Origin of the sequence: Halobacillus shinanisalinarum (genome assembly GCF_022919835.1) — a bacterium.
Lineage (GTDB): Bacteria > Bacillota > Bacilli > Bacillales > Halobacillaceae > Halobacillus_A > Halobacillus_A shinanisalinarum.
On record NZ_CP095074.1, the window covers coordinates 3,097,032 to 3,117,921 of the forward strand.

Consider the following 20,890-nt stretch of genomic DNA (forward strand, 5'->3'; position numbering starts at 1 on the left):
ATTGTAGAGCAACACAGTCATTGTGTCATGCTAAAATCAGGAAAATATTGTGAAGAAATGCACTTAAAGTAACGTTGCAGGTTAATTTAATAAATTATAGAATTATTATTAGTCATTAGCGTTGCATTAATTTAATCTGATTATTTCGTCTATTTAATTTCGGCAAATAGTGAAAAAAGACAACCCCCACCTAAACAGGCGGTTTCATCCATTTGGTATTTTTATACAATTAAATATCGGAAACGGACACTATTACATTTAGGGTATGTTACCAAGCGTTTTTTCCCACTGTTTCCATGATTTCCACATCAACTTCTTTAAGCGCCTTGCGATAGTTAGTGTACTTTTTTCTGATTTCGTTTTCTCTTGTGTCAAAACCAATAGACAGTACACAATCAATGCTAAATAAACTTGATTTTGGATTGCTGTTTCGCTTCTTCCATAAAAATGTTCGATGCGCACGTGTTGCTTGACCCAACGAAAGAAAAGTTCGATTTGCCAACGTTTTCGGTACATTTCCGCTATTGTTTCTGCTGAAGTTTCGAGGTCATTTGTCGTGAGTCGTAGGAAATTTCCTTTCGTATCCTCCACCTCAATCACTCGCATGGGATGAGCCATTTGTTTTTGAGAGGCACCCAAGAGAACTACTGTATCGGATAGGGTCGGTGAATCAACAGCTACTTTTCGGTATTCGATAGGAGTAATCACTGTGTTTTTCTTAATCCTTGTAAGAAAGGTATAACCATCTTCACACAGCTGATCAAACCGTTCAAAGTCCAAATATCCTCGATCAAAAACATATATGGCCTCTTTTTCATCGATGAGTACGTCAAGTTGGTTTCTATCGTGTTCTTTGGCAGGAGTGATCACAGCTTCGTCTGGATAGCTATGTTTATCGTTCATAAAGACGAGCCGTAAATGCAATTTGACACCTGCCTTGGTCTTTCGAAAGTGCGCCCATCCGTGCTGTTCTAGATTTAAGGATATGGTTGACGAATCTAAGATATAGAGCGGTTTAGAATACATCATAGGGACAGTGCTTTTCATTTTTAAAGCAAGATCGGCGAAAATAGCCGCTAAAAGGTCTGTATCAATCGCTCGATGTTTCCTAGATACTTGTGAAATGCTGAGTGATTCGAAGCCTAATTCTTTTTGAAGTTGGTCATCCAATAACTCTTCCTTTAAGGCATGTAAACTTTTAACCTCTTCTAAATGCGCGTAGACCATAAGCTTGAGATAGGATTCAAACGAACACTTTTTCACATATCGGTCCGCTTTTTGAATCGGTTCAGCTAAATTTTCTAGGTTTATAGGATTTATCCATTTACCAAATGATGATTTTGAGGTATTCTTGTCCATGTGTTAGTCCTTTATTTTGGATTTGGACAGGAACCTCCTGCACCAACCATTATAAAGGATTTTTTTTATCTCTTAGAATACATTCGGAAAATTCGGAAACTATTTATGCAACACTAGTGGAATATTATAAAAAAATTTGGTGATGTAACTAAAATAGAAACGGAACGTCTCGTCCTTAGAAAAATCGCATTAGATGATGCAGAAGATATGTATTTATATGCCTCGAATGAAGAAGTAACGAGATATGTAACGTGGGATACTCATTCTTCATTATCAGATAAAAATGAATTTATAAATTCATTTTTACCTCAATATGATGCTCCATGGGGGATTGAGCTAAAAGAAAATGGTAAATTTATTGGAACAGTTCACTTTGTTTGGTGGCAGCCAAAATACAATAGTGCTGAAATTGGATATGTTCTATCTAAAGAATACTGGGGCAAAGGGTTAATTACCGAAGCAGCAAAGGCAATCATCTCTTTTGGGTTCGAAAGTATGAACTTAGTTCGTATTCAGGCGAGATGCTTCTTAGAAAATGAGGGTTCAGAGCGTGTTATGGAAAAGTTAGGTATGTCTTTAGAAGGTATAAGTAGAAAAGTAATGTATGTTAAAGGGGTACATAAAGGCTTAAAGGTGTACTCTATATTAAAGTTTTAGGATCTTCACCATAATAGGTGGTTTTTATCTAGACAACTGTTTCCAATTGAACCCTTAGCTCAAAATGACGATTGTTCACATTAAAACCACATTTTGTTCATTATCTATTATTTATTATTGTCTCCTTTTTGCTCTAGAGCGAAGAGAACTAACCGATCATACGCATCCTAAGAGCGTAAGAAATACGCTCTTTCATGTCATTTTTAGAAATAATTACTTGGCTGACAACCTCTCAAACAAGTACCACCCAACCTGCCCGCTCGTAAAACCTTCCGTTTCTCCATAAGAGCTATACATCGCGATATGTATTCCCATAAAATAAATCCTCCGTTTTTAAGCTCCCGGATCTCCAGTTGCTACATCAAATTTTCTTCTCCATCTAAAGGGGGGTTGGTGTCAAAAAGATGTGACTTTTTAAAAGGTAACAAGAAAAGTAACGAGAAAAACAATCTTACGAAGGTGTACGAACGTATCTTCCATTTTAATGGTTTCAGTTTTAAAGATTCGTATTTAAATGGAGGGTGAAAAAGTCTCGAAAAACCTAATGATGTATGGGCGGCATGATGTGATAACGCCCATAATACCGCTATGAAGGGATTTATGACCTGAAGTAATCCCTGATTGACATACTTTTTGTCATTCAAAATGCAAAATATTATATTTTTGCTAGCCTCTCATTAGTTCATAGAACTTTTGCGAGGCTTTTGTCTTGTGTATTTCATATTGTCAAAAAGTATGATTCCTGTTTATAGCATTCTAAAAATGTTGTTAAATAAAGTTTAGCGTTTACATGGTAATGGCAATCGGTTTACGTAGGTGTGCTTTGTTGTACATGAAGGAATAAAAAAGCCCACTTTCTAATCTCTTCTAATAACTTTTTGAAATAATTGTTATTAAGTACAACGAGACGATTATCTCGAAAATGAGTCTTCAAGTATAGAAAGGATTGTGGAGGACTCAGCTTCGAGACAAATGGATCTATCTTTAAAAAAAGACCTTCAAGATGAAGGCCTTTTTACTGAAATTAAACATTTATTCGGTTACATTTGATTCTCCTTTTAAAGTGCTAAGGTTACCTTCAGTTTAGGGGAGCACAAAGTCAAAAGAAATAGTTGATCATACAAAATTCAGAATACCATCTACTGTCATTCCTGTATTTTTAAACAAAGTTTTTTGAAGAAGGACTGTGGTAAGGTTGTATAAAATAAAATAGTCATTTTAAGGTTGAACTAGGGCTTTAGAAATTGTGCAAGGAGTTGGAGAAGTGATTAGGCTTAATTCACACGTGTCCAAATTTTTACCGGGTTATATTACGATTGCTGCTATCATTTCTTTTGTGTTTCCTAGCCTTTTTTCTTACTTTTACACTAGTACTAGTGTATTGCTTGGCTTTGTTTTATTTCTGACAGGGCTTTCCATGGCTTTTAAAGACTTATATGTACTTAGAAAATCAACGCTTGTGATGAGTACAGGACTTATCCTGAAATGGACATTAACTGTTCTGGTATCCGTTTTTTTAGCCAAACTATTTTTTTCAGACTATCCTAACCTCGTGGCCGGATTCATCCTCACAGGAAGTGTGCCAAGTGGAACAGCTGCAACCATGTATACTTTTTTAGCTGGAGGAAATACCTCCCTTGTAGTAGCTATGGGGATCGTTGATGTCTTTATCAGCCCAGTAGTAACACCAGCTATTATGAATATATCAGCAAATAATACAGTTGCTGTATCTTTCTTTGAATTAGCTGAAAAAATGTTCTTTATTGTCGTTCTTCCAATTGTTTCAGGTATGGTTGTCCGTTATTTCACAAACCAATCCATCCATAAAATTAAACCTTACACTAAGTTCGCCTCTTCTGTGACTATAATTTTTATCGTTTTAAGTGTGGTTGCTGGGGTAAGCCAACAAGTTGCGATACAGAACGACTTGTTAGCTTTAATTGTGATTACAGTCTTTTTTCAGGTGTTCATTCCTATGGTTGGAGGGTACAGAGTTGCCCTTTGGTTAGGAAATAAGAAGGAGAATGCAATTGCTATTTTGTTTGAGGTAGGTTTGTGTAATTCTGCACTTGCCGCCATTTTAGCCCTAGAATTTTTCGGAGAAACAGCTGCAGTTCCAGCAGTTATAAATATGATTTTTAATCTGTCTCTAGGAGCTTATTTTTCAAACCGTTTTGCTAAAGGTCTTTAAAGGTCAGTCGACAAAATCATACATTTTTAATTTTCAGAAATTATTGACTTCACAGAAAAAACAGAATAGTATTGAGCTAACAAAAATAAAACTTTTGTTTCACACAATGAAACTGGAGGAGGTGAGAGGGGATTGGATTATAACATTAAAAGTGTAGAAAGAGTATTTGAAATTGTTAAAGCGTTATCAAGTAAACCTCAGGCACCTGCAGAATTAGCCACCAATCTAAACATGAACAAGAGTACGGTCCACCGTTTTATTTCCACCTTATTAGAATTAGGATACATTGAGAAATTGCCTGATCACTCCATACGGCTATCACAGTCTTTCATTAATCTAGGGGTCAATGCTCAAAGTCAATATGAAGTCGTTAATTTATCAAAGCCATATTTACTTGCCTTAGCAGAAGAGTTTAAAGAAAGTGCATTATTAGCTGTGTTTAACGGTAAAGAAAGTGAATATGTCGATAAGGTTGAGAGCTCACATGCGGTTAGAATTGTTTTTGAACCAGGAAAGAAAGCTCCTGCCTATGCAGTTGCTTCAGGGAAGGTATTTTTATCTTCATTAAAAGAGAAAGAGCTTAAGCAATATTTAGATGGTCTGGAATTGATCCCGCATACCAAAAACACGATCATCAATAGAGATGAGCTAGAGAAAGAAATAGCTCACGTTAAAAAGGCGGGTTATGCAGTTGATCACGAGGAGTTTGAAATTGGCTTACGTGGATTTGCGTGTCCCATTAAGGATCACAAGGGGAAAATAATCGCAGCCATTTGTATAGCAGGGATAGCCCCAAGGATAACTGATGAAAAAAGGATTCAACATATTATCTCATCAACCCTTGTCACTGCAAAAGAAATATCAGCTCGAATGGGTTATCAAAGTTCAGAACCAGAGAGCCGTTTTGTGCCAAAGTAAAAATACTTAAGGGAGGAATTTGAGTGAAGAAGATTTTGCTAGGCTTATTATTGACAGCGCTTACAGTGGTTCTTGCTGCGTGTGGAGGAGGAGAAGAGGCGAGCGGTGACGCCAAAGGTAAGACGTATGAGCTGGACATGTCAGTAACTGTCGGAGAGGCTTCGACATGGTACAAAGCTGCTCAGAGATTTGCAGAGGATGTGAAGGAGAAATCTGACGGACGTATTACGATTTCAGTTTACCCAAATGAACAACTATCTGGTGGTGACTCAGGTACGGCTGTAGCACAAGTGTCTAATGGAACTCAAGATTTATCCTATAATTCAACAATTATTTACTCCATTATGGATCAACGTTTAGGTGTATTAAGTGCACCATTCCTGTTCCCCGATCTTGACACCGCTTATTCATTGCTAGATGGAAAAGGCGGGGAGATGATCAATGACATTATAAGAGAAAGTGGAATTGAACCTCTTGGGTTTGCTCAGAACGGATTTCGCCAGGTTACAAACAAGGTTAACCCCATTAAAACTCCTGAAGACTTAGAGGGTCTTAAGATTAGGGTTCCTGGGATAAATATGTACACAGATTTATGGCGGGAATTCGGTGCAGATCCGACAACCATGACTTTTTCAGAAGTATTTACCGCTCTGCAACAAGGAACTATTGACGGTCAAGAAAACCCAGTTGACGTTATTCATTCTTCACAACTGAATGAAGTTCAAAAATATATGACCATTTGGGATTATTCCTTTGACCCACTGATTTTAGGAATGAATAAGGAATTGTTTGATTCAATGAGTGAAGAAGATCAAAAAATTCTAAAAGAAGAAGCTGCAGATGCAAATGCATGGCAAATTGAGCAAGCCCAAAAGCTAGAGGCACAGCAATTAAAAGAGTTAGAAGCGAGTGGAATGGAAATTTACGAGCTAAGTAAGGAAGAAAAAGAAGCATTCAAGAAGATAGCGCAACCGATCTATGACAAATATAAAGATGTTTGGGGAGAGGAATTACTGAAAGCCTTCCAAACCGAATAAACCAAAACGGTCAGTAGTCAATCAAGACTGCTGACCGACCTATTAATAATGTATGAAGGGGGAGTTTGCAATGAGTAAAGGACTGCTATATGTCGAGTACACTATATTAGCGCTATGTTTAGCGGTCATGGCGATCATTACATTTGCAAATGTACTTTCCAGATTTATATTTAATTTTTCCTTTGCGTTTACCCAAGAAGTAACCGTGAATCTATTTGTAATCCTTACCTTTGTAGGTGCTTCTATAGGAATCTATAAAAGCGCGCATCTCGGATTTGATTTGATTTATGACAGGTTAAATAAAGTTAGTAGGACAATTGTAAGTATTGCTATAGGAGTTTTGATTGTGTTCTTTTTTGGGGTGCTCGCCTACCACGGATTAGGAATTGTTATGTCACAAATGGATAGACAACAAATCACTCCTGCACTTGGATGGCCGCAATGGGTATTTACGCTAGGCCTTCCGATTGGATGTGCCTTGTGCATTATTAGAACAATCGAATCCACGCTCAAAAGTGTACGTAGAAGTAAAGATGAGGGTGTGAACAGCTTATGACAGAACTGATTATGTTCGGTACATTTTTCCTTCTGATTCTGCTTAATATGCCCATCGCAATTTCTTTAGGCTTGGCTGGTTTACTTATACTGTTTCTTGACAGAGGGTTTGCAGCCTTAGAGTTAATTCCGAGTATTATGTATGCCGGTATATCATCTTTTGCTCTATTAGCTATCCCGTTTTTTATCCTGGCCGGGGTTATCATGGAATATGCGGGAATTTCTAAAAGGTTAATCGATTTTGCAAATGTATGTGTAGCTCATCGTAAGAATGGAATTGCGATAGTGACAATAATGACTGCCTTGTTTTTTGCGGCTATATCTGGGTCTGGTCCCGCTACAGTAGCTGCTATCGGAGGTATTTTAATTCCCGCCTTGGTGAAAAATGGATATCCGAAACCTACAGCTGCAGCATTAATCGCAAGTTCAGGTTCGATAGGAATTATTATACCGCCAAGTATCGCGTTCATCGTTTATGCTGTTATCGCAAGTGATATAGCGCCCATAACCATTAGCAGGATGTTTATTGCGGGCATTATTCCTGGTCTGTTACTTGGGGGGGCACTATTAGCTACAAGCTACATAGTCATCAGAAAGAAACAAGCAGGATATTCCCAAGTAGCTGCAGGGCTCGAACATTCTGAAGGGGGAATGATTAAACCGGAGAAACCTTCCTTTAAAAAAGTAGTTAAAGCGTCTTCTCAAGCCATTTGGGGTCTCTTAATTCCTGTAATCATTCTTGGAGGGATTTATGGAGGAATCTTCACACCGACAGAAGCTGCAGTAGTTGCCGTGTTTTATGCACTGTTTGTTGGATTGGTCATCTATAGAGAACTAAAGCTAAAGGATTTACCGAAAATTCTAATTGATGCGGGAGTTCAAACAGCAGTTATTATGATTATTGTAGGGACTGCCTCATTTCTTTCCTATATTGTTACCACTCAACGTATGGCTGAAAACATATCCAACGCTCTTCTAGGAATAACGGACAACACGATTATTATTCTGTTGTTGATTACCCTTATTTTACTAATTGTTGGAGCATTTATAGATGCGATCTCTGCGCTCTATTTATTTGTTCCGATCCTACTTCCTATTGCAATGGAAATTGGTATGAACCCGACAACGTTTGGCGTGATTATTACGGTTAACTTGGCTATTGGATTATTTACCCCACCGGTTGGTCTCAACTTGTTCGTAGCTGGCGGAATATCGAACTTGTCCCTAAAACAAGTTACTAGTGGAATTGTCCCTTTTCTCATTGCCTCGATTGCCGTTCTTTTGTTACTTACATTTATTCCAGCGTTATCTAATTGGTTGCCAAATCTACTCGGTATGTAAAAAGAAATTCTAGGAGGATGGTTTATGACTATTAATCTTGAAAAGAAAGTATCGATTGTAACTGGTGGAGCAAGAGGAATAGGAGCTGCTTCTGCCATTGCGTTGGCTAAGGAGGGTTCCCATATAGTCCTAGTAGATATTCTAGATTGTGAGGAAACGATTCAGCGTATAAAGGATGTTAATCCAACAGTGGAGGCTATATCTTACGCGATCGACATTAAAGAGAGAGATCAAGTTGAAAAAGTTGTCAATGAAACCGTCCAACACTTTGGACAGCTCGATGTTGTCGTCAACAATGCCGGAACATGTTCACGGTTAGATCTAGAAAATATGACGGATGAAATGTGGTTCAGAGACATCAACACGAACCTTAGAGGAACCTTTCTTTTTTCTCAAGCAGCTATTTACCCACATATGAAAAAACAGAATTCGGGAAAGATCATCAACGTTAGTTCAATTTCCGGTATCATGGGGGGCCCTTTTTCAAAGGGAGACGGAGAAAACGGTCGTTCTGGTCCTGCGTATGCCGCTTCGAAAGGTGGAGTCATTGCCATGACGAAATGGATTGCAAAAGAGGTGGGAGGTTTAGGAATAAATTGTAACAGCATTGCACCTGGTCCTGTAGAAACCGATATTACGAAGGGTATGAACTATGAATTAAATCAGGCGATTAAGAGAATGGGTACTCCGGAAGATATTGCAGAAGCTGTAGTTTATTTGGCTCGTGCTGATTATGTGACAGGGGAAGTCTTGAAGGTTTGCGGAGGTTCTGCCATTGGGTGATTTACAGGGAGGTGTAAATAGCATGAAGAGGCAAAGTCATTCACTTCGACTAAATGACAGTTCCAGTATCTTTGGATCGCTTTCTGAAGGTGCTGACCTCATGGACGGGATCCTGGCAGAGTGCGAAAAACATCATATTCGCTCAGGATTAGTTACTTGTATTGGGTCATTGAAAGAAGTAGGCTATGTGCTTTTTAAAGCTGTGGATGGTTTACCTTCAGGTTACGGCAACGAAATTGAAATTAATCAGCCAGTCGAATTAGTTAATGCCACTGGTTTTATTTGTGAGGATGAAAACCATGAATTGGATCTCCACCTTCATGGTCTCGTAACAGAAGAAAATGGGAAGGTAAGTGCAGGACACTTTGTACGTGGAAAAAACCCCACATTGATTACAGTGGAGTTTACGATTATTCAATCAGAAGAGTTGAAAGCTTCTCGGACATTTGATAAAGACCTTGGATTTAAAGTCATTAACTTTTCGAGTTAAAAAGGAGGAGAATGTGTGGAAACACTTGGAGCTCTAGCAAAAAAAACTCTGATTCAGCATAAGGATAAACCGGCTGTTAAAGATTCGAAAGGAACCATCACTTACAACCAGTTAAGAAAAAACGCTTGTCGATTAGCCCATGCTTTATTAGAAAATGGTTTAAAAAAGGGTGATCGTGTTGCCGTTTTAATGTCAAACAGGCGAGAGCATGTCGAATTTGACATTGCTATCGCAATGACAGGATTAATTAAGGTCCCTGTTAATTATCGCCTTCACCCAAAAGAACTTGAGTATATTGTAGATAACTCGCAAGCCTCCATACTATTTGGCGAAGCGGAATTAATAGAATCTGTTCAACTACCCATTAAAAAGGTTGACGTTGACACAGAGTATGAGTTTTATATTAGTAATGGTAAGGAAGAATTCCCTGATGTTCAGGTCAATGAAGATGATTTATTTGCTCTTATGTACACATCAGGTACGACTGGTCATCCAAAGGGCGGGATGCTCTCACATCGTAATATGTTATCTTCCGCCCTATCCCTCAACATGATATGTGAAATTACACAGGAAGACACAATCGGGCATGTCGCTCCTCTAACCCACGGTAGCAATTTTCTTTCCCAATGCGCCCTGTTTTTTGGCTTGAAACAGGTTATTTTCAATAAATTTGACCCCAAAGATTTTATTGATGACTTAGAAAAAGAAGAGATATCCGTTATATTCCTCGTCCCTACCCTAGTTAACCTTATGATTCACGAAGACAATTTTGATCCACATAAGCTAAGATACATCAAATCTATAAACATGGCGGGTTCGCCAATAGCTGTTGAGAAGTTAAACAAAGCTCTAGATTTAGTAGGGCCGAAATTTGCTGAAACATACGGTCTAGTCGAAGCGCCTATGACGATTACAATGATGCCAAAGCAGGAGCTTAAGAAATACCCTGATTCATGTGGTGCTACTGGCCCATTTATAGAGATGAGGATTGTAGACGATAATGATATAGAAGTTAAGAATGGGCAGGTCGGGGAAGTCACGTGCAAGGGGTCGCTTGTGATGCAAGGCTACTGGAATAATGAGGAAGCAACAAAAGAATCAATCAAGGATGGTTGGTTCTATACGGGAGATTTAGGGTGGAAAGATGATTTGGGTTATTTACGATTAATCGATAGAGCCAAAGATATGATTATCACCGGGGGACTTAATGTTTATCCGCGAGAAGTGGAAGAGGTATTAAACCAACATCCAGCAGTGAAAGAAACTTGCGTCTTTGGTGTCGCAGATGACAAATGGGGAGAGTCGATCTGTGCCCATGTTGTTTTAAGTACTCCTTCTGAGAAAGTAAGTGAAGAAGAACTTATCTCATTATGTAAGGATAACCTGGCAAGTTTCAAGAAACCGCGATTTGTTCACATCGTAGATACTCTTCCGAAAAATAGCTATGGAAAAATTATGAGGAAAACGTTGAGGGAAAACTATCAACCACAGGGGTGGGGAATATGACTGCAGTATCTGTTACTGGAAGAGGGATAACGACCTTCGGTAAAAAAAATGAATCCATTAAATCAATGATGTTAAGTGCTTGCAGGGAGGCTCTCATTGAAGCAGGAAGGCCAAAAGTAGATGCTGTGTTTGTGGGGAATTTTGCGGGTGGCCCTCTGGGAAATCAGGAGATTTTGGGATCCGTGCTAACTAACGAACTAGGGTTGGGAGAGGCACCGTCAGTTAAAGTTGAAGGAGCTTGTGCCTCAGGCGGCATAGCCTTTAGGCAGGCCTATCAGTTAGTTAAAGCAGGAGAATATGATACGGTTTTAGTGGCTGGTGGAGAAAAAATGACAGGGCTTGATACAGAGACCGTAACCAAAGCCATAAACCTTGCAATGGATAACGATTCTAATGAAGGTGCATCAGGGCTTACGTTTCCAGGATTTTTCGGTGTATTGGCTAATCGGTATATGTATGAATTTGGAGCTAGTAAGAAACACCTTGCTATGGTTGCATTAAAAAATAGAGAATACGCTGTTTCTAACCCAATCGCTCAGTTTAAGAAAGAAACGAGTATTGAGGAAATTATGAATGCACGACCGATTACAGATCCACTTGGACTCTTTGATTGCTCTCCCATTACGGATGGAGCTGCTGCAGTTGTTATTCAAAAGGGTACAAATGGTGTGGGAATTTTATCCTCTGGTCAAGCATCAGGCCCTCCTCTTATGCAAGAGGTGAAAGACTTAATGCATATGAGTGCAACTTATGAATCTGCTAAAAGTGCTTATGAAGCGGCTGGATTAGAGCCTAAGGATATCGATGTGGTTGAGCTCCATGATTGTTTTTCCATGACAGAAATTGTGGCTATCGAAGAATTGGGTTTCTTTGAGAAAGGTAAAGGGTGGCATGCTGTTGAAGAGGGACTAACCAAACATGGAGGAACCATTCCGGTAAATACGAGCGGGGGACTGCTATCGAAAGGCCATCCTATTGGTGCTACAGGAATTGCTCAAATCATTCAGATTGTAGACCAACTGAATGATAAAGCATGTAACCAGGTGGAAGATGCGCGTATAGGATTAGCGCAAAACCTGGGGGTACCGGTGCCTATTCAACGGTTCACATTTTTCGAAAGGAAGGGGCGTAAGAGATGGGATTAACGGCTAAGTATTGCATCAACTGTGATCATACCTTAAGCACAGATAAATATTATTGTCCTGTGTGTTTTTCAGATAGATTAGAGGAGAAACGTCTAAGCGGTAGAGGAGAGATCTACTCATTTACTAATATTTATGCCGTTCCTAAACCGTTGGCGGATCAAGCTCCCTATTATATTGTTCTTGTCGATTTAGAAGAAGGCCTAAGGGTTACTGCTAGATATAATGGAGATCACGTGGAAATAGGTAAGAAGGTAGAGTTAGAGTCAATTGACAGAAGAGCCTATTACTTCAGACCAATAGGAGCACGGGAGAGAGATTGATAATATTGCTAGTTCGATTATATTTAAAAGAACTTTAAATAGTACTAGTTTATCTTTTGGAGCAGGCTTACCTGGAGGTTTTGCAATGGCGGGAACAATCCCAGCAGATATTATCCAGTTCTTTGGTATTGCTCTAAGGTTGTCTCAGTAATTAATTTATTTATATGGTCATCAAGATCTTTGGTTGGAAGATTATCTTGATACTGAAAAAGCTACCCCAGAAAGCACTAACCAAAACACTCTATTATCCAATTATAAAAAATATCTAGTTATATTGGTGTGAAAATTACTTAGGATTCTTTTGCCAAAGGGGTTTCTAAAACAATCCCAGTTGTAGGCGGTTTAGTATCTGGGTCGGTAACTTATTATACAATGAGACCAATGGGTAAAAGACTAGCATCTACCTTATCTGAATCTTTTGTTCTTACAGAAGGTGATATTGAAAATGAATTTAATGAATTGGAGAAAGAATTTCCTGAGATCATTGATGTTGATTTTGAGGAGATAGAGAATGAAAAGGATAAAGGCGAAGGAAATAATAGAGGAGTAAGGTTCTAGGATCTCAAGGAAAAAATGCATCGTAAAAAAATTAGTGCTGGATACAAATATATAGTATTAGTCATTTACATGAAAAATGGTTTTAACTTTTGGCGAATCTTTTATTAAAGAGTTAATTCAACGATTAAATATAGAGTAGCTGATTTGTACAAGATGTGTTGTAATTGCACGGTAGTGTCGGGAAATAGTTTTAAATCCAACCAATAATCAAATGACATAATCAATGACATACTTTTTCTCATTATTTGTCATCCCCTTTAGTCTTATTATATGGTCTAAGACTGAATAAAGCTTAAGCTCACCTATTAGTTTATTATATTCTTTGGTGAATTCATGGGCGGCATGATGTAATAACGCCCGAAACCCTGATATGAAGGGGTTTGTTGCTTGTTTTTAACACTGATTGACATACTTCTTGTCATTCAAAAAAGCAAAATATTATATTTTTGTTAGCCTCTCATTAGTTTAATTAACTTTTGAGAGGCTTTTTCATTTATAATTTTCACTAGAATGATTTTGTCTTAAAAGATATTAATCTGAGATTTTTAACGTTTTAAAAGCAACCATTTAAAAGACTGGATTTTGACTGATTATTAAAATCGTTTACTAAATCTAACGGCCTCTCAAGATATTCAACGAATGAACCAGACTCAACTAGCCAAACAGAAAAGAGCCAAATCCAGAGCAAAAGAAAAAGGTCAGGAATAATTTACTCCTGACCGTTTGCGAAAAATAAATGCCAGCCAACGACTAGTAACGATTGATAAACAAATGTAACACACTGGTAAGCCGTATGCCTTATTAGGGCATGTGCACTTTGATGAGGGGGTACCCTTGAGAAAGGTTACCCTACTTTTTTTTCTTTTAAATTAACATCTAAAGTACCTTCAGATTTAGAAACTAGTAAAGCAGTTGCAGCGTCTCCAACAATATTCGGTACAATTCTACCCATATTCATAATACGATCGATACCAGCTAATAATGCTACACCTTCTAATGGTAAACCTGCAGCCTGGAGTACAATTACAGACATAATCAATCCAGATCCAGGAACACCAGCAGTACCTATAGATGCTAATGTCGCGGTAAGCATTACCATTAATTGAGTTTCGATAGAAAGTTCTACACCATAAATTTGAGCGACAAAAATAACAGAAACCGCCTGATAAATGGCTGTACCGTTCATATTTATAACTGATCCTAAAGGCACAGCAAAGTTTGTAGTATCTTCATCTGCTCCTAATCTTAAAGTAGCTTTTAAAGTTAAAGGTAGAGTTGCAACACTAGAACAGGTTGCAAAAGCGAAAGCCATTGCATCTTTCATTTCTCGTAAAAATCTTATTGGGGATATTTTTACAACTCCGCCTACTAAAACTCCTGCTTGTACAATTACTATAAATAAAATACAAGCCAGGAAAAGTGCGATAATTGCTTTAGCATAAGGGAAAAGTATATCTAAACCAACATTTCCCACAACATCTGCCATTAAACCAAATACTCCAATCGGAGTAAATTCTAAAACGATTTCTGTTAATCTCGTCATCAATTTTTGCCCTGTATTGAAAAAATCTCGTACTTTTTCCCCGCTTTCGCCCAATGCGAGGGTTGAAAAACCAAGTAGAAGTGCAAAAAAGATAATTGAAAGTAAACTATTTTCTGCTAAAGCTTCAAAAATACTAACTGGAACAATATTTACGATTGTATCCATTACAGAAAATCCTTCAGCAGCTTCAGTTACTTCCGTTGCATCACCCGGTGTTGGAATAGTTACCCCGGTTCCCACATTCAGCAGATTAGCAAAGAATAAACCTATAAGTATTGCAAAAGCCGTTGTGCCTAAAAACCACATGACGGTTTTTAAGCCAATTCGACCAAGCTTCTTATTATTCCCCTTACCTACATTTGCGATAGCACCTACAATCACACAGAAAATTAAAGGGGCAACGATCATCTGTAGTAAATTCACTAAAATAGTACCTAAGAAAGCAAACATTGCCGCTTCTTCTCGGAGTATGAGGCCTGCTATAATACCCACGGCGAAACCAATCATAATTTTAGTAAATAAATTCATTTCCATAAACTTTTTAAATAAACTCTTTTTTTCCTCAGCCTTCTTTTCGCCCATAATGATTTTCTCCTTTCATATAACGAGTTAATGAAAGCGTTCACATTGGTGTTTTTTTACAAGTTTGTCCCCATAATATATACGTTAACTATAATAGATACAAAAGTAAGCGGTTTCACGTAAAAGTGAGGAGGCCGCAATACAACAGCAGTAAACCTTTTATTCATAGACAACTATTTAAAATTGTTCTGATCCCTAAACACATCATAAGAAACGATCATCGTACATAATTTTGTAGTTTTCCAATACCGCTTACCTCTATTTCGACAGTATCACCAGATTGCATTGTACAGCTGCCAGAAGGGGATCCCGTTGCTATAACATCCCCAGGTTCTAATGTCATAATTTGTGATAACCAACTAATTAAATATGGAATTTTTAACGTCATTTCACTTGTATTGCCGTCCTGTACAATTTTATTATTTAGCCTTGATGTAATTTGCAAATTAGATGGATCAAGACCAGTTACTACATGTGGGCCGAGAGGGCCGAATGTATCGAACCCTTTACCCCTTGTATATTGCGGGTCATCCCTTGTAAGGTCTCTTGCGGTAATATCATTAAAGATGGTAAACCCAAAAACGTAATTCATCGCTTCTCCTTCTGATATGTTTTTCCCTCGTTTGCCAATGATTAGCGCCAATTCCCCTTCCAGCTCAACTTGTGATGTCATGTTATTATCTGGAAGGACAATTTCTTCTTTATCTGCAATTAGCGCAGATAATGGTTTTAAGAATAGAAAAGGTTCTTTAAGATGTGCTTTACCACCTGTTTCAATGGCGTGTTCAGCATATGTCCAACCAAAGTTCACAATTTTGGTTGGCTGAACAGGTTCTAATATTTTCACATTGCTGTATTGATGTACGACACCATCTTTCTTAAAATCTCCATTAGCAATTTCAGAAAAACCACTTGATAATTGTATGATATTGTTACCCTCACGTAATCCGTAATGTGATTGATCATCGGCTAAATAACGAACAATCATTTGTGTCTTTACTTTTAACAAATTACCATCTCCTTTTTTGACCTATCCATGAACCTGAAAATTTCATTAAATTTTTATAAGAAGGTGAAGAGAGGCACACCTGGAAGATATACCCCACTTAGATTTCAATAAAATTCATCTTATTCATTTAAATTATAGTGTTTTTAGTTGATATAAGTCTTCTTTTGCTCCAAATTCAATGTTTTTAATAGTTGATATAAGTCCTCTTTTGCTTCAAATCCAATACCTGGAACATCCGGGAGACCAACATAACCATTATCTATAGCGCAACCATCCGCAAAGCCGCCAAAGGGTTGAAAGACACCGGGGTAGGACTCATTTCCATATAATTTCAATCCCGCTGCAATATTTAGTGACATTTGATGACCTCCGTGCGGAATGCAATTTCTAGAAGACCAACCGTTCTCTTCAAGCATCTTTAAAATCTTCATGTATTCTACAAGTCCGTAACTTAACGCACAGTCGAATTGTAAAAAGTCTGTTTTTGGGTTCATGCCCGCATATCGAATTAAATTGGTGGCATCCTGAACAGAGAAGAGATTTTCCCCTGTTGCGATAGCATTCGGATAGACTTTTGATAATTCTGCTTGTAAGTGATAATCCAGTGGATCACCAACTTCTTCATACCAGAATAAATTATAATCTTTAATGGCCTCACCAAACTGAATAGCTTCTTCCAAATTAAATCGCCCATTCACATCGATCATTAAATTTTGTCCGGATCCGACAACATCAATAACAGCTTCAATTCGTTTAAGGTCTTCTTCGAGAGGGACGCCTCCAACTTTCATTTTCACTTTTGAATAACCCATATCCAAATAGGATTTCATCTCATCTTGTAATTCAGGAAGCCCCTTGTTTGGGTGGTAGTACCCACCTGCCGCATATACAAATACTTTTTCATCAATAGTTCCATCGCCATACTGATCCGCAAGAAATTTGTAAAGAGGTACATCCTCTATTTTCGCAACCGCATCCCATACAGCCATATCTAAGGTACCCACTGCGACAGTTCTTTCACCGTGACCCCCGGGTTTCTCGTTATTCATCAACACTTGATGTATCTTCTCTGGGGATAAGTTAGTGCCTGTATCATTTACAATTTCTTCCGGATGCGTCTCTAGTAAACGGGGGATGAATCGTTCCTTCAATAAACCACTTGGTGCATATCGACCATTGGAATTGAACCCATATCCCACTACAGGCTTACCATTACGAACCACATCTGTTTCTACTCCAACAATAGAAACATTCATTTTACTAAAATCGATGAATGCATTGCTGATATTACTACTAATTGGTACAGCTTTTTCTTTGATACTAACAATTTTCATAGATTAAACACTCCTTATTTATTTTCACTTATTATATTGCAAATTCTGTGCCAACTATCGCAAAGACTCTTTTGAAATTAATCTAATGTTGTAACATCACTATTCTTCCTGTCCCAAAGAGTGGCTCCTATTGGCGTGCTAATAGGAAACATAAAAGCAAAATAAATCCCAAGTCCTTTTCAACATTTAATTACAAAAGTTAAATTATGGATCATGAAAAAGGTAAGCCATTTTAAAGAAAATAAAAAACCATTTCAAATATGAAATGGTTTATTTCCCGTTTGAAATTTTTCGCCACAATGTTGTCGAACTAATGTTGTATTTCTGACAAAATTCTTCTTTGGTACCGGTGAATTGGTGAAAGAGTTTCTTCCACAATTCTTTCTCCATATCTTTATAGGAGTCCAGCACTGGAATGAGGATTTCCTTTTTTCTTTTTCTCAAGGATGTTTTAAAAAATTGTTCTACCCCATCTTTTGTAATTTCGTTGTGCGGGTATGTAATGACTATACGTCGAATGATATTCTGAAGTTCTCGTGCATTCCCCAACCATGGATAAAATATTAGCGGTGAAAAGGGTGACGTGTCCTGCCACGTTAAATACCGGTTTTCTCTATCCATTTCGGTCTTTAAAAAATGGAGGGCTAAAGGTATAATATCGTCTTTTCGATTTCGTAAAGGCAATATATCAAGAGGTAGAGTGGAGATACGATAAAAGAAATCTTCTTTAAACTCCCCTTGTTCAATGAGATTTTCGATTGGTACATTGGAAGCACATATAATTCTTACGTCAACTGGAATATTACGTTTGCCACCGACTCGTCTAACTTCTTGCTCTTGCAGAACCCGAAGCATTTTTGTTTGGAAGGCACGTGACATCTCATTAATCTCATCCAGAAACAGCGTCCCCTCATGTGCCAGCTCTAAAAGTCCAGCTTGTCCCCCACGCTTTGCACCAGTGAATGAGCCTTCTTCATAACCAAACAATTCGCTTTCCAATAAGGATTCACTTAATGAACCACAATTTAATGATACAAAAGGATTCTTTTGTCGGTGGCTAGCATTATGGATGCTTTGTGCAAACAATTCCTTACCCGTGCCCGTTTCACCATAAATAAGAACCGTGCCTTCTGAACGTGCATAGACCGCAGCCGTTTGTATTAAACTTTTCATTTCTTCATTTACGGTTATAACGTCTGAAAACGTATGTTTAGCGATCAAACCCTTTTTAAACACTTCTTTTCGAATTTTTAATTCTAATTGCTGAATATCATCAAGTTTTTCAAACATTTGAATGGCACCAGCATTCAGTCCACTTGTTCTCGTTATTAAGGTTGTGGCCAGTACTTTTTGACTTTCAACTTCAACTAGAATATTCCGATGATCTTCTTGATTGTCGATATGATGAATGAGGGTTTCGTTCGAAACCACTTTGCGATATGCATTAGATTGAATCAAGCGCGGAAAAATCGTTTTTGCCTTCTCATTATACGTTTTAATCTTGTTCTTATCATCAACAACAATAACTGCTTGTTGCATGGAGTGTAAAATCAACTCAAGTTCTTTGATTTTACTTTGTTCTTGATATTTCAATTCAATTGTCCGAATCGCTTGTTCCAATGCTAGTTGTAAAGCCTCTTGACCAGACTTTATAAGACGTGTATCAAGACTGTATTGATCAGCAGATAACACTGCACGTCGGTCTCCAATAATCACATCAACCTGTTCCGTTTTAATTAGATCCTGAAGCACTTGATTTAAATCTTTTGAGTGGTTATAACTTAGGACTTGTACTGTTGCATCCTTAAAATCTAAAGAGAATGCTTCTGTATCATTTATTATTTGGTGGAACATTAAAACAACTATTTTCCGGTACCCTTTCACATATACCTGAGCAACTGCACGTAATAAATCATACGGAGTAACTGGTATATGTACGTAGGGAATTTGGGCTTCAGTATGTAAATATTCACCGAGTCCACCTCTAGAGACAATAACACTTGCGGACGCAGGGATCTTTTGTAATGTTTTCTCATATGGGAACAAAGTTTCTATGAAAGTCACTTTATAAGGTCGATCAATCATCTGTTCTTCCATTAGATGTATTTGCTCTTTTGTCAAATCGAAAGGAGCAATAACATAAATATTATCCATCATTATCCCTCCAATTAATTACTCTTAAAAGAAAACAGTACCTGATTCAGCAGTCGGTACTCCGTAATCTGGCCCTTTTCCTTAAAAAAATTATTTCAAATTACTATCATTTGTACAATAGGGTATTCCATTAACGTGTGATGCGTATGTAAAAGTACACATTCGCGAACGTGTCGGAGGATATGTGAAGCTTAGGAAGAACAACGTTAATATTTATTTCCTTTTCTTCTCCAGTCTCCTTTCTGCCATATCGACCTTTTTAACATCAAACGTTCGTATTTTTCCTCTATAGATAGATCCTTCTCATTTGGTCGACCAGAATTACCTTTTCGTGTATCTTGCAACCCAGCTATTCCACTATTTCTGTGTGCTGCACGCCACCTTTTACCGGAAGATTCTACACGCTTTATCCCAATACTATCTATATCATATCCATGTTCTTCAAATATTTGTCTTGGAAATTTACCCTTTTCATTTTCAGTGATAAAAATTCGCTTGAATTCATCTGTATACGTAATTCCTTTATCACTAACAGCTTTTTTTCAGATAATGCTTTGATTTCTTTCTCAGTGAATAACCTCTTACTCATTTTTTGTTTCTCCATTTCACTATTTTTTCTTATTTATACATAAAAGTACCCTATAGGTAGACTTTTTTTGAGTGTCTACTCTATAGGGTACTTTTTAGAAGATGATAGCTTTTTTTACCGTAGCGACTAAACAATTCCCGGATTCTGCTTCAGTTATAATGGGTGTTTAAAGTTATCTTTATGTGTCATTTGCAATAGAAGCTAGGATAAAGGTTAGCCTAATTCAGAGTCGAGGATAGATATTATTTCAGAAGCCTCTTATAAGTTCATTGGACTTGTGAGCCCACACCTTAGATTAATTTAGACTTACTTGTTAGTCTACTTGTTCTCCAAACTTCTTCCCGAATTCTTCCATTAAATCAATGATTGGAATGAATTCTTCCCCTTTTGAGGTTAGTGAATATTCAACACGAGGAGGTACTTCCGGGAAAACTTTACGGTTAATTAAACCATCTGTCTCTAGTTCTCGAAGTTGCTTTGTAAGAGAACCTTGGGAAATATCGCCTAAAAAAGCTTTGATTTCACTATAACGACGTTCTGTGGACTTTAAAAACCAAAGGATCAGATATTTCCAACGACCGGAAAGTATATTTTGGGTATAGGCTATACCATATACTTCTCTTTGTTCCTTTATACACTCTTCATCAAATCCATCTTTACATATTCTAGACACCATTCCACCTGCTTTCTACTGCTAAGTACAAAAAAATGTACTACGTCAATTTTTATTGCCTTCTTCAAAAAGATGAGAAATGATTTTATTCTAGTATATGTAACAGATACTCTTTACACAAGTTACTAGTTAAGAAACAAGTTTAT

Annotated in this window: 18 protein-coding genes and 1 pseudogene; 12 read left to right on the forward strand and 7 right to left on the reverse strand. The window is 37.6% G+C overall.

Features of this window, described 5'->3' with window-relative positions:
* Positions 1 to 258: 258 nt before the first annotated feature.
* Positions 259 to 1,359, reverse strand: coding sequence for an IS4 family transposase (locus MUO14_RS15520; RefSeq protein WP_244751526.1), 1,101 nt, complete (start codon positions 1,357 to 1,359; stop codon positions 259 to 261).
* 123 nt (positions 1,360 to 1,482) lie between these two features.
* Between MUO14_RS15520 and MUO14_RS15525 the strand changes: the two genes are divergently transcribed.
* From MUO14_RS15525 to MUO14_RS15580, 12 genes are all read left to right on the forward strand, one after another.
* Positions 1,483 to 2,016 (forward strand): GNAT family N-acetyltransferase, encoded by a 534-nt coding sequence (locus tag MUO14_RS15525; RefSeq protein WP_255822206.1) that lies wholly within the window; start codon positions 1,483 to 1,485, stop codon positions 2,014 to 2,016.
* Between the two features lie 1,264 nt (positions 2,017 to 3,280).
* The gene (locus MUO14_RS15530) at positions 3,281 to 4,207 is read left to right on the forward strand and encodes a bile acid:sodium symporter family protein (RefSeq protein WP_244751528.1); all 927 of its coding nucleotides are present in this window, start codon (positions 3,281 to 3,283) and stop codon (positions 4,205 to 4,207) included.
* A gap of 132 nt (positions 4,208 to 4,339) precedes the next feature.
* Positions 4,340 to 5,125: an IclR family transcriptional regulator gene (locus MUO14_RS15535; protein WP_244751529.1), complete on the forward strand. Its 786-nt coding sequence runs from the start codon at positions 4,340 to 4,342 to the stop codon at positions 5,123 to 5,125.
* Positions 5,126 to 5,148: 23 nt separating this feature from the next.
* Complete coding sequence (locus tag MUO14_RS15540) at positions 5,149 to 6,162, forward strand: DctP family TRAP transporter solute-binding subunit (protein WP_244751530.1); 1,014 nt, start codon at positions 5,149 to 5,151, stop codon at positions 6,160 to 6,162.
* Between the two features lie 70 nt (positions 6,163 to 6,232).
* Positions 6,233 to 6,718 carry a TRAP transporter small permease gene (locus MUO14_RS15545; protein WP_244751531.1) on the forward strand — a complete coding sequence of 162 codons (486 nt, stop codon included), beginning with the start codon at positions 6,233 to 6,235 and terminating at the stop codon, positions 6,716 to 6,718.
* A complete protein-coding gene (locus tag MUO14_RS15550; RefSeq protein WP_244751532.1) occupies positions 6,715 to 8,058 on the forward strand; it encodes a TRAP transporter large permease in 1,344 nt (447 codons plus the stop codon). Before MUO14_RS15545 ends, MUO14_RS15550 begins: the two co-directional genes overlap by 4 nt.
* A gap of 24 nt (positions 8,059 to 8,082) precedes the next feature.
* The gene (locus MUO14_RS15555) at positions 8,083 to 8,841 is read left to right on the forward strand and encodes an SDR family NAD(P)-dependent oxidoreductase (RefSeq protein ID WP_244751533.1); all 759 of its coding nucleotides are present in this window, start codon (positions 8,083 to 8,085) and stop codon (positions 8,839 to 8,841) included.
* A gap of 22 nt (positions 8,842 to 8,863) precedes the next feature.
* A complete protein-coding gene (locus MUO14_RS15560; RefSeq protein WP_244751534.1) occupies positions 8,864 to 9,331 on the forward strand; it encodes a PPC domain-containing DNA-binding protein in 468 nt (155 codons plus the stop codon).
* A gap of 15 nt (positions 9,332 to 9,346) precedes the next feature.
* Positions 9,347 to 10,837, forward strand: coding sequence for a class I adenylate-forming enzyme family protein (locus MUO14_RS15565; protein ID WP_244751535.1), 1,491 nt, complete (start codon positions 9,347 to 9,349; stop codon positions 10,835 to 10,837).
* Positions 10,834 to 11,982, forward strand: a complete 1,149-nt coding sequence (locus MUO14_RS15570) for a thiolase C-terminal domain-containing protein (protein WP_318035972.1) — start codon at positions 10,834 to 10,836, stop codon at positions 11,980 to 11,982. The genes MUO14_RS15565 and MUO14_RS15570 overlap by 4 nt, the downstream gene beginning before the upstream one ends.
* On the forward strand, positions 11,973 to 12,302 hold the full coding sequence (locus MUO14_RS15575) for a Zn-ribbon domain-containing OB-fold protein (RefSeq protein ID WP_244751536.1): 330 nt from the start codon (positions 11,973 to 11,975) through the stop codon (positions 12,300 to 12,302). The genes MUO14_RS15570 and MUO14_RS15575 overlap by 10 nt, the downstream gene beginning before the upstream one ends.
* Positions 12,303 to 12,683: 381 nt before the next feature.
* Positions 12,684 to 12,860, forward strand: a complete 177-nt coding sequence (locus MUO14_RS15580; protein WP_244751537.1) for a hypothetical protein — start codon at positions 12,684 to 12,686, stop codon at positions 12,858 to 12,860.
* Positions 12,861 to 13,704: 844 nt separating this feature from the next.
* Here the strand turns inward: MUO14_RS15580 and MUO14_RS15585 are convergent.
* The 6 genes and pseudogenes from MUO14_RS15585 to MUO14_RS15610 all read right to left on the reverse strand — a co-directional run bounded on the left by MUO14_RS15585 (position 13,705) and on the right by MUO14_RS15610 (position 20,744).
* Positions 13,705 to 14,985: a dicarboxylate/amino acid:cation symporter gene (locus MUO14_RS15585; protein ID WP_244751538.1), complete on the reverse strand. Its 1,281-nt coding sequence runs from the start codon at positions 14,983 to 14,985 to the stop codon at positions 13,705 to 13,707.
* Between the two features lie 217 nt (positions 14,986 to 15,202).
* Positions 15,203 to 15,994 carry a fumarylacetoacetate hydrolase family protein gene (locus MUO14_RS15590; RefSeq protein ID WP_244751539.1) on the reverse strand — a complete coding sequence of 264 codons (792 nt, stop codon included), beginning with the start codon at positions 15,992 to 15,994 and terminating at the stop codon, positions 15,203 to 15,205.
* Between the two features lie 143 nt (positions 15,995 to 16,137).
* Positions 16,138 to 17,328, reverse strand: a complete 1,191-nt coding sequence (locus tag MUO14_RS15595; protein WP_244751540.1) for a mandelate racemase/muconate lactonizing enzyme family protein — start codon at positions 17,326 to 17,328, stop codon at positions 16,138 to 16,140.
* Positions 17,329 to 17,598: 270 nt separating this feature from the next.
* On the reverse strand, positions 17,599 to 19,482 hold the full coding sequence (locus MUO14_RS15600) for a sigma 54-interacting transcriptional regulator (RefSeq protein WP_244751541.1): 1,884 nt from the start codon (positions 19,480 to 19,482) through the stop codon (positions 17,599 to 17,601).
* Between the two features lie 257 nt (positions 19,483 to 19,739).
* Positions 19,740 to 20,071 (reverse strand): annotated as a pseudogene (locus MUO14_RS15605) (IS3 family transposase); the annotation flags it as partial.
* A gap of 313 nt (positions 20,072 to 20,384) precedes the next feature.
* Entirely contained in the window at positions 20,385 to 20,744 is a 360-nt protein-coding gene (locus MUO14_RS15610; protein ID WP_244751542.1) for a winged helix-turn-helix transcriptional regulator, read from the reverse strand.
* Between the last annotated feature and the right edge of the window lie 146 nt (positions 20,745 to 20,890).